This is a genomic window from Bradyrhizobium sp. Ses1 (assembly GCF_059512365.1).
On record NZ_JCAMOQ010000150.1, the window covers coordinates 1 to 2,317 of the forward strand.

At 54.7% G+C, this 2,317-nt stretch carries 1 protein-coding gene; it reads left to right on the forward strand.

The annotated features are described in order from the left end of the window. The first annotated feature begins 990 nt into the window (after nucleotides 1–990). Entirely contained in the window at nucleotides 991–2,190 is a 1,200-nt protein-coding gene (locus AC5ZG5_RS46010; RefSeq protein WP_456647226.1) for a Gfo/Idh/MocA family protein, read from the forward strand. Nucleotides 2,191–2,317: the final 127 nt, after the last annotated feature.

The following is a 2,317-nucleotide window of genomic DNA, read 5'->3' on the forward strand; positions in this document are numbered from 1 at the left end:
CGCTGGATGGACAACGTGTTCATCGAGCGGCTGTGGCGCTCGCTCAAATACGAGGACATCTATCTCAAGGGCTATTCAGCCCAACGCTCGGCGTTCTCGTCCGTAGCAATGCAATAGTTCCCGGAATGGGGGGCGATCAAAGTCTTCCAGCCATTTTCACCGAGAACAGTCTTGCTGTTGAGTGACGTTGAGGTGAGACCCAACAACGGCCTTGGCTATCAACTGGGATGTGAAATACGTACTTCGAATTATCCAATCCAATTGTCGCCAATTCCCTGGTGAATAGCTCCTGTTACCGGTTCCGTGCATTGCGGTCTATCGCCAGTTCCGACGGAGCTGGGCCGTCTTCCCCATCAGAGGTCGCCTGCAGCATCAAGCAGTGAACGAGACGCTGTTCGCGGACGCTGTAGACGGCGTGATCGGGTGTCAGGGGTCGACTTAGCATCGACACTGGCTACGGCCCGCGGCACGCTCGGATGCTGGGGGGCGAATACAACGACGCACGACCACTGTCACACGGATGGAAGATGCCGCCCGAGTTCGCCCTCACTCGCCAACCGCGACGGGATCTGGCGCTGCGCTATGCCGCGGTCTCTGCGCCAGCTCCCGTCGCTCCCACCGCCCAACCAGGCCAATCCAACAACCGGGGCCGCGCTCAGGACTGGATCGAACTCGGGGCCACGTCAGACGCGGTCATTAGGGCTCAGAGTGACACTTCAGTGCCGGCATACCGACATCAGCCATCCATCAACGATCCACGACGGCGTCGCTTTCTGCCTCGCCCTTGGAGGGCTTTGTCCGAGATCGAACAACCATGTCGGCGAGACTCGGAAGAGCAGAGATTGCAAGACGCGCCTAGGATCGCCCAAGCCCGTGAACGTTGGGCGAATTGTCAGTGGCGCCGTGCCCGTTGATTCAGATCATTGTAACTCCCGAGCGAGATCAAATAAGAATCAAGCTCGGATGAGTAATGGGGAAGAGCTTCGAGCAATGGTTTTAGGTGCGGCACTTGGAGATGAGAAGAGAAATCCAGGGGAGCCCAGGCGCCACCAGGCATTGCGCATCGGGATTGTCGGTCTGGGTCATGGATTCGTTATGGCGCAGCAAGTTCTGGCGACCGGAAGAGCATCGCTGGCAGGATTATGCATTAAAGATCCACCCAAGAATGCTCAAAAAGCTGAACATCTTAGAGCGCAAGTCTATACGTCTATCGATGTTTTGCTCGATAAAGCGAAGCCGGATGGCGTCATCGTTGCGGCATCGACTGACTGTCTGGCTCAGATAGCAGAGAAATGTATTGAAAGGGGCGTCCCCGTTCTGCTTGAGAAGCCGGCGGCGCGAGATGTGGCGGAGATTGGGCTTTTGCAATCGGCCGCCAAACTACGTCGGACACCAGTTTTGGTTGGATATCACCGCAGATTCTCAAGCCAAATTGGATGGCTGAAGAGTGCGATTGACAAGAATGTAGTGGGACCAATCAACCGTGCTGTTGCGCTATGGTTGGTTCGCAAACCCGACGAGTATTTCGATGCTTGGCGCGTTCAATCCTCTTCGGGCGGTGGAACGATAATGATTAATATTGTGCACGAGATAGATACGTTTCAGCATCTTCTTGGTCCGATCCGCAAGGTTAGTGCCATCGCGCAAGAAACGAAATTAGCGGAAGATGAAGTCGGTCATTCGTATACGATAACGGCCAAAATCGAAAATAGGACGGGGGGCACTTGCTACGTCACCTTTATCCATTCAGACCTAACCCCCTCACCATTCAGCTATGAGAGCAACGCCGCGGAGAATAGTGTTTTCCCTCCATACCCCAAGGATTGCTATCTCCTGTTTGGAGAAGGTGGAGCAATTTTCTTTCCATCGGGAGAGATCTGGTCGACCAACGGATCTCGAAAGGGATGGACACAAAGGCTGGAAAGCTCGATTTACGCGGGCGCCGCAGGCAATGCTCTCTACAATCCTCTGTTACAAGAAGTGGAGCATTTTCTTTCCGTGATTGAAGGGAAGTGTGATCCGAGAGTTACTTTGGAAGACGCGGCTTCGACGCTGTCTGTCGTAGAGGCAATTCGAGCTTCAATGTCGCTCGGTCGACCTGTTGATCCAATAGCGTACCTGGATTCAACCAAAAACACTCGCACCGGGGCGGTGCCTCCGGCAGCCACCGCGATCAGAGGAGTGACATAGTGCAATCCACTTTCGAGGGCAAAACTGTGGTTGTGACCGGAGGTACCCAGTGAAATGGACCCGCGGAGCGGGACCGCTTGAACCGGTTTGTTAGTTGGAAACTGACCGCTCCTGATCCCTTTCTATC